The organism is Arthrospira sp. PCC 8006 (genome assembly GCF_046480465.1).
Classification (GTDB): domain Bacteria; phylum Cyanobacteriota; class Cyanobacteriia; order Cyanobacteriales; family Microcoleaceae; genus Limnospira; species Limnospira platensis.
The window spans coordinates 46,386-53,714 of the sequence record NZ_PKGG01000011.1 but is presented as its reverse complement, the minus strand read 5'-3'; the positions used below and the strand labels follow the sequence as shown (position 1 = coordinate 53,714).

Annotated in this window: 7 protein-coding genes and 1 pseudogene; 2 read left to right on the top strand and 6 right to left on the bottom strand. The window is 44.8% G+C overall.

Annotated elements, in window-relative coordinates; genetic code table 11:
- A pseudogene (locus B9T16_RS03610) lies at nucleotides 1-162 on the top strand (photosystem II q(b) protein); the annotation flags it as partial.
- A 55-nt stretch (nucleotides 163-217) separates the two neighbouring features.
- Here the strand turns inward: B9T16_RS03610 and B9T16_RS03605 are convergent.
- On the bottom strand, nucleotides 218-1,297 hold the full coding sequence (locus B9T16_RS03605) for a Gfo/Idh/MocA family protein (protein ID WP_410244116.1): 1,080 nt from the start codon (nucleotides 1,295-1,297) through the stop codon (nucleotides 218-220).
- A complete protein-coding gene (gene rnc, locus B9T16_RS03600; RefSeq protein ID WP_410244115.1) occupies nucleotides 1,290-2,030 on the bottom strand; it encodes a ribonuclease III in 741 nt (246 codons plus the stop codon). Before rnc ends, B9T16_RS03605 begins: the two co-directional genes overlap by 8 nt.
- A 277-nt stretch (nucleotides 2,031-2,307) precedes the next feature.
- On the opposite strand from rnc, the gene cysK reads away from it, so the two are divergent.
- Nucleotides 2,308-3,276, top strand: coding sequence for a cysteine synthase A (gene cysK / locus B9T16_RS03595; protein WP_006617295.1), 969 nt, complete (start codon nucleotides 2,308-2,310; stop codon nucleotides 3,274-3,276).
- 65 nt (nucleotides 3,277-3,341) lie between these two features.
- Here the strand turns inward: cysK and B9T16_RS03590 are convergent, their stop codons facing one another.
- From B9T16_RS03590 to tgt, 4 genes are all read right to left on the bottom strand, one after another.
- Nucleotides 3,342-4,586 carry a hypothetical protein gene (locus B9T16_RS03590; RefSeq protein WP_410244117.1) on the bottom strand — a complete coding sequence of 415 codons (1,245 nt, stop codon included), beginning with the start codon at nucleotides 4,584-4,586 and terminating at the stop codon, nucleotides 3,342-3,344.
- A 379-nt stretch (nucleotides 4,587-4,965) separates the two neighbouring features.
- A complete protein-coding gene (locus B9T16_RS03585) occupies nucleotides 4,966-5,763 on the bottom strand; it encodes a tetratricopeptide repeat protein (RefSeq protein WP_410244114.1) in 798 nt (265 codons plus the stop codon).
- 196 nt (nucleotides 5,764-5,959) lie between these two features.
- Complete coding sequence (locus B9T16_RS03580) at nucleotides 5,960-6,097, bottom strand: photosystem II reaction center protein K (protein WP_006617292.1); 138 nt, start codon at nucleotides 6,095-6,097, stop codon at nucleotides 5,960-5,962.
- Between the two features lie 102 nt (nucleotides 6,098-6,199).
- Entirely contained in the window at nucleotides 6,200-7,312 is a 1,113-nt protein-coding gene (gene tgt, locus B9T16_RS03575; protein ID WP_014277499.1) for a tRNA guanosine(34) transglycosylase Tgt, read from the bottom strand.
- Nucleotides 7,313-7,329 lie beyond the last annotated feature (17 nt).

Below are 7,329 nucleotides of genomic sequence, written 5' to 3'. Positions count from 1 at the left end.
ATGGACTCGAGCGGTCGGGTAATCAATACCTGGGCTGATGTCATCAACCGGGCTAACCTGGGTATGGAAGTAATGCACGAGCGTAACGCTCACAACTTCCCCTTAGATTTGGCTTCTGCTGAGTCTGAGCCTGTAGCTTTGGTTGCACCTCAAATCGGCTAATTTATAGCTTCGATTAAATTAAGCGCCTCCCACCAGGGGGGCGCTTTTTGTTTGTTTAACTCTCTGAGGAATTATCGCCGACGGGGTGAGGGAGTCCTCCTGTTTGTATTGATTGACTTAAACCCCACAGAATATCGACTAATTCGGCTCCGATTTGACCGGAAGAAATTGGACAGGGTTGATTGGCTTTAACACATTGAAAAAAGCGATCGCATACTTGTTTTAAAGGTTCCCCAGGTTCGACCTGTAAAACTTCCCGACTTTGACCTGCTCCTTTCCAGCCACCATTGACAGGTTCTAAATAGCCGCGTTGTAGGGTTAAAGGAGACTCGGAAGATAATTCATCAAAAATTAATGTTCCTTGGCTTCCGACGACTGCTAAACGGCGCTGTTTGTCAGGATTTAACCAGCATAGATGTAGAAAAACTTGAAAGTTATCGGGGTAAGTGAGGGTAGCTAATACTAAATCAGATAAACCTGGTTTACTACCGGGAAATGCTGGGGAATTATCCTCCGTTTGCAAAAGGCGATCGCCTTGTAGCCAGACAGTTCCGGTGGCTTGTACGGCTACAGGTTTTTGACCCAACCAGGTATTAAAGATAGCAATATCATGAATCGCTAAATCCCACAGAGCATCAACATCTTGGCGGACAGGTTCTAAGTGGGTGCGAGTAGCATAGCCATAGCGTAGTTGACCTAAGACACCTTGAGCAAGGACTTGTTTACCCCGGTTAACGACTGGATGAAATAGATAGGTATGATCGACAAATAATTGTCGATTTTGCTGTTGAGCCAGTTCCCAAAGTTCCCAAGATTTAGCGGGGTTTATGGTTAAAGGTTTTTCAGCTAAGACATGATAGCCACGTTGTAGCGCGGCTGAAATTAAGTGATAATGAGTGCCGGCGGGAGTAGCGATCGCCACAGCTTGTAGTCCCGGAACTTCCAGAGCCGCCAACCCATGCTCAAACATTTGTTCGGGGTTGAGTGTAAATCGTTCTCCCACAGCTTTTAACTGTTCGGAATTACTATCAGCTACTGCTATTAACTCAAACCCAGAATGATTTTGAAAATTTCGGATCAAGTGGACACCCCAGCGTCCTGTACCGAGAACTGCTATTTTAATCGGGTCATTCATTATCTGTTTCTCCTCCATTTTTGGCTACTGATAAAAAAGCCACACGAGCCGCCGCCTGTTCAGCAGCTTTAATAGTTTTACCTGTTCCTGTACCTAATTGTTCGTCCCTCAGCCACACGGAAGCGGTAAAGCGCCCTTCATCACCAGCATAACCTGTTTCATTAACTTTATATTGGGGCAAAATTTTATAGCAACTTTGAGTCCATTCTTGGAGAGCAGCCTTATAATTTTGGCGAGCCGGATCATTAAAAATCTCAGTAGCTCGCTCTAGCAGGTGTGGATCTAACCAAGGACGAATTAACTCTAGGGTATTGGTACTGAGATATAGTGCAGCCAAAACCGCCTCAAAACAATCTGCTAAACGAGATTCTTCTCCCAGGCGATCGCGGGTAGCACTTCCTCCCACCAGCAAATATCTTCCCAAACCATAGCTCTCAGAAATTTCCGCCAGAATGCGATCGCTCACCAAAATAGATCGCACCGCCGCAAACTCTCCCACTGGTGCATTAGGATAGGTTTCAAACAGAAGCTCTGAAGCCGCTAAACGCACCACCGAATCACCCACAAATTCCAGTTGTTCATAATTATCCTGACTTGAAACACTGGGATGAGTTAGTGCCAAATCAAGCAATTGCCATGCAATCTTATGTTGAGGAGATAATCCCAACCGTTCAATTAACTTTTCTAACTGATGTTGTCGTTGTGGATGAGTAACTCGGTTAAACTTTTGCAACTTTAATTACCTCAAATTTAACTTTTATGGTATCTTTAATAGGTGGATTTAACCATGATTATAACATATGATATCGTCGATATGTTAGGTTAATTATGATTAAATTTCCGCCAAGATGTAGGCATTCAATCATGGCAAAGTCTGCCCTAAAAGTAGATTATTTTAGCATATATATTGAAAGTTTGACAATTTCTGCTGTCCTGGTCAGGTTCACGGTTGACTTTTGCCTGCCCAAATCACTATAGAATTGAGGTTAACTGTAGTTATTGAGATCACCATGCGTATTGCTCACAACATCACAGAATTGATTGGTCGTACCCCTTTGGTACAACTGAATCGAATTCCTCAAGCTGAAGGCTGTTTAGCTCAAATTGTGGTTAAACTCGAAGGGATGAACCCGACAGCCTCAGTTAAAGATCGCATTGGAGCATATATGATCGAAGTTGCGGAACTCGAAGGCTTGATCGCTCCAGGTAAGACTACCCTAGTTGAACCTACATCAGGAAATACTGGCATTGCGTTGGCTATGACGGCGGCTGCGAAAGGCTATGAGTTAATTCTAACCATGCCTGATAGCATGAGTTTAGAACGGCGTTCTATGCTCCGCGCCTATGGAGCTAAATTAGAATTAACCCCCGGTTCTAAAGGGATGAAAGGAGCCATTCAGCGCGCTTATGAACTGGTCGATGCGGTTCCCAATACCTATATGTTACAGCAGTTTAACAATTCGGCTAATCCAGAGGTTCACCGCCGCACTACGGCTGAAGAAATTTGGCACGATACGGATGGACGGGTTGATATTTTAATCGCGGGAGTGGGAACCGGTGGTACAATTACGGGGGCTGCGGATGTGCTTAAACAACGAAAACCACAATTAAAGGCGATCGCCGTTGAACCCACTAACAGTCCGGTTCTTTCTGGTGGTGAACCTGGACCCCACAAAATTCAGGGTATTGGTGCAGGATTTGTACCAGAGGTGCTGAAAGTGGAACTAATTGATGAGGTAATTACAGTTAGTGATGAGGAAGCCTTTAGCTATAGTCGCCGTCTAGCCAGGGAAGAGGGGTTACTATCTGGGATTTCCTCCGGTGCGGCTTTGTGTGCGGCGATTAAAGTGGCTCAAAGACCAGAAAATCAAGATAAGTTAATTGTGATGATTCAACCGAGTTACGGGGAACGTTACCTGAGTACGCCGTTATTCCAAGATTTATATGAGGAACAACAAACCCTGCTAATTAATAATTAATAAAAGGGCGATATTGTTCGTTGGGGAGAGGGTTGATCATGATTCCTTCTCCCTCGCCAATCTGTCTAGGAAATCTTGAGCGATCGCATAGCGGATGCTCCGAAATGAGTGCTAAAAGCAATATTCATATTTTCCAGGGACTCAATCAGCCAAACGACTTGGGGTCGTTCAAAATTGCTATAATGGGTAAATAACACAGCGAATCGTTTTTCTAGTTCTCGTTTGGTTTGCCGACATACCAGAACAATTTTTAGCATTAAACCCATGACGTTAGTTACACCGAGGTTATTGGTGAGGTCAATTAAGACAAAATGCTGAGGTTTTTGCGGACTTTCAACTACCAAAAAATCTAATAGCCTTTTACAGGTTCCGGCAACTAGACTACTGTTGACGCTATGAGAATCATTGTGGGATAGGGTATTTTTTAGGGTTTGCTCCAGCCGCCTTTTAAAGTAACGGTTAGCATATTTCCCATCCATAGAGCTAGTTAAATACTCATATAGATCCCCTTTAAAACTATGATATGAACCGGCTTTACTACTCTGTTTCAGAAATAGTCGAGAGGACTCGTTATAGGTGTATCCCCCATCTACTTGTCCGGTAAAGTGGTCAATAGCTTGGCTAAGTTGGCGATCGCTCAATAGGGTAGGATTATGGGGAGGATTTACCCCCAATTCCTGGAGGGTGGTTTTTTGTTGATAGCTAATGTATTGATACAAGTCGCGATCAAATTTCCGTCCCGCCGCCTCCTGCATTTTCCGAATTTGCTGACGTTGATCAATTTCACTATGATCGGTCAAAAAACAATGTTCGTACAGATAGGGATAACGAACAATCAAATTTTCTAGCTTGGGTTGACAATCTGGTTCGGGTTTGGTGCTATCTTGAAAAGCATTAGCGAGCCGACGTAGTGCCTGATATTGGTCAGTTTGCACAAATTTGTAGAGTAATCTACGCAAACGATGAGCGGTCCAGGAAGAGGGTAAAGTAGTCGGTTGTATGAGCAGTATATCAATCAGTTCTGGAATAGCCCACTGTAGACGGGACTGCTTCTGCCATTGGTTCACCAAAATATAGCAGCAGCGGTTAATTATAAACGGAAAGCGATCGCGGACTGATTCGGAATCAACAATTCTTTCCAAGGCTTGCCAAACTTCCGTGACTTGATATTCCTGTTCACCCAAAAACAGACCACGAAAAGAAGCAAGCATCTCCTGTGGGGACGACACCCCAACCAACTTTTGCAAGTGGTTGTACAGGAGTTGCTCGTCCAAGGTCGTCTGATGATAGTGGGTGAACCCATAATTCATCACGGTAATTTCTCTATCCTCATCAAGAATTAATTTTTACCTACCAACAAACACAGCGAACACTGACCCTTGAGACTGGCACGACCAAAACTGATCAGAACTGATAGGTCTGATCAAATCCTTAAAATATGTCCCTAAACCCAGCCCATGACGACAGGAAACGGGGAAAAATGCTATAATAGATGCGATAGTTCTTTGTTTAGTCCCCATGTCTGTCCTGTGGTACAGGAGTCAGACGGACACTAAGGTTAAGTATCTAACACCCGTCTACCCACATTCTAGGCAAAACATAACACCAAGTCTATAAAACTTTGGTAAAATTTGCCGAAAGTTTGTAAAGATTCGGTAAAGGTGTGTTGCTAGGTCCGCGCTAGGGGAATTAATTCTCAAATTTTTCTAAGGTATCGATCGCCTTTTGGTATTTCTCGAAATTACCCAAATCCATATATAGGTCTGCGGACTTCTGTAGGTCAAAGATAGCGCCTTGGCGATCGCCAATTTGGTAGCGACTGATGGCTCGGTTATAATAAGGTTCTGGGTCTGATGGGTTGATCTCAATGGCTTTGTTATAGTCATCAATAGCCCTTTCACGATCGCCAATGCGATAGCGAGCATTCCCGCGCTTGAAATAGGGTGCTGGGTTTCCGGGGTTAAGGCGGATCGCTTCAGTAAAATCATTAATCCCCGTTTGATAATCTTTAAGATTTTCCGAATAAATTAATCCCCGCAGATAGAAAGCCCGATCATGAGAGGGGTCGAGCCTGATCACCTGGGTAATATCATCAATAGCCGGCCAGTATTGTTGAACTTTGACACGGGCAATGGCACGATTATAGTAGGCATCAACATATTCAGGATTAAGGCGGATAGCTTGGGTAAAATCAGCGATCGCCTCAGTCAAGTTATTGCCACCCTTAAACCTTACCACTCCCCGGTTATAGTAAGCGAGGGCATAGTTACGGTTCAGGCGAATAGCTTGGGTAAAATCAGCGATCGCCCCTTGTTTATCTCCCCGTTGGTAACGGGCGACACCGCGATCAAAAAACTCTTTAGCGGTTATTTGACTAACAACCCCTGGAGAAGACCGGGCTACCACAGACGGKGGGACTGCCTGAGTTAAAACTATAGTTGTCAATATAACAACAGACTTGCACAGGGCGATCGCATTAGTACGCATAACAACTTTATTTCTGAAATCCTGATCCAGACCACCTCAACCTAGCAACATCATGACATAAGTTAAATGAAGTGGGCGCTTAATATTCTAGCTTATGCCCATTGATGGAATTCCAAGGGGCTATCGGCACGCTAGGCTGTGGGATTTCACACACCACACACCCACTATAGGACCGATAGCCTGAGCGGGTTTGGGCTTATCGGAAACCGACAGCAGCTTGCCACACAAAAGCCAACAGCAGGAAAAATACGGGAATAACGGGCAAAATATCAACAACCGGGCTAAAAATCGAGTAGGCTTCTGGCAGTTTTGCCAATAGCAGTGCTGCTTCCATGAATCAATTAACCTTTTACTAAAAATATGGCTTACAGAATTTTAACAAATCTTGGCGACAATTCTCATTTAAGCGATAATTTCTGAGATGATCGGGCTATGGTTAGCAATCAACTTGCAAATATTGTCCGAACTCGTCAGTCATGCGATCGCTCAAAATCGCGTCTCGGATACGGGTAGTAAACCTAATCAGTTCAGTAACATTATGAATACTCAGGAGAGTATAGGCTAAAAGTTCCTTAGCGCGTACCAGATGACTAATATAGGCGCGGCTAAAATTTTGGCAAGTGTAACAAGGACAACTGGGGTCGAGGGGGCGAAAGTCCTCTCGAAATTGGGCATTTTTCAAATTCCAGCGTTCTCCGGCCACCAAAGCCGCCCCATGACGAGCCAAACGGGTAGGAATGACACAATCAAATAAATCTATACCAGATGCGATCGCCTGTGCCATTTCCCGGTAAGTTCCTATCCCCATCAAATATCTAGGCTTATGGTCTGGCAAAATGGGGGTAGTGACACGAACCACCATTTCCATTAAATCGGTAGGTTCACCGACACTCACCCCGCCAATGGCATAACCTGGTAAATCAAATTCTACTAATTTTTTAGCTGCTGCCACCCGTAAATCTGGGTAAACTCCCCCTTGTACGATACCAAACAGGGCTGCCTCTGGTCGGTTATGAGCAGCTATGCAGCGTTCTAGCCATCTAACAGTGCGATCGGTAGCTGCGATCACATCTTCCCTAGAAGCCGGATAAGGGGGGCACTCATCAAAGGCCATAATCACATCAGCCCCCAATTGATTTTGGATCTCAATGGAGCGTTCTGGGGACAATTCAATAATTGCTCCATCGTGAGGCGATCGAAACCGCACCCCCGCTTCTGTCACCGTCCGCATTTCACTGAGACTAAAAACCTGAAAACCTCCTGAATCCGTTAATATCGGACCATTCCAGCCCATAAACTTATGTAGTCCCCCCGCCGCCGCCACAATTTTTTCCCCTGGTTGTAGGTGCAAATGATAGGTATTGGATAGCACCATCTGAGCGCCCGTATCCAGGAGTTGAGCTGGGGTCAAAGTTTTGACATTAGCCAAGGTTCCCACTGGCATAAATCGGGGAGTTTCCACGATACCATGGGGAGTGACAAAAACCCCTGCCCTCGCTTGAGTTTGAGTGCAGCGAGCCTGTATTTGAAACGAAAATGATTCGGGCATGAAGTTAAACTACAAAA

Coding starts and splice junctions, on each gene's coding strand:
- B9T16_RS03605 (WP_410244116.1), bottom strand. CDS start 1,297: ATGAATGACCCGATTAAAATAGCAGTTCTCGGTACAGGACGCTGGGGT.
- cysK (WP_006617295.1), top strand. CDS start 2,308: ATGCGTATTGCTCACAACATCACAGAATTGATTGGTCGTACCCCTTTG.
- B9T16_RS03590 (WP_410244117.1), bottom strand. CDS start 4,586: ATGAATTATGGGTTCACCCACTATCATCAGACGACCTTGGACGAGCAA.
- B9T16_RS03580 (WP_006617292.1), bottom strand. CDS start 6,097: ATGGAAGCAGCACTGCTATTGGCAAAACTGCCAGAAGCCTACTCGATT.
- tgt (WP_014277499.1), bottom strand. CDS start 7,312: ATGCCCGAATCATTTTCGTTTCAAATACAGGCTCGCTGCACTCAAACT.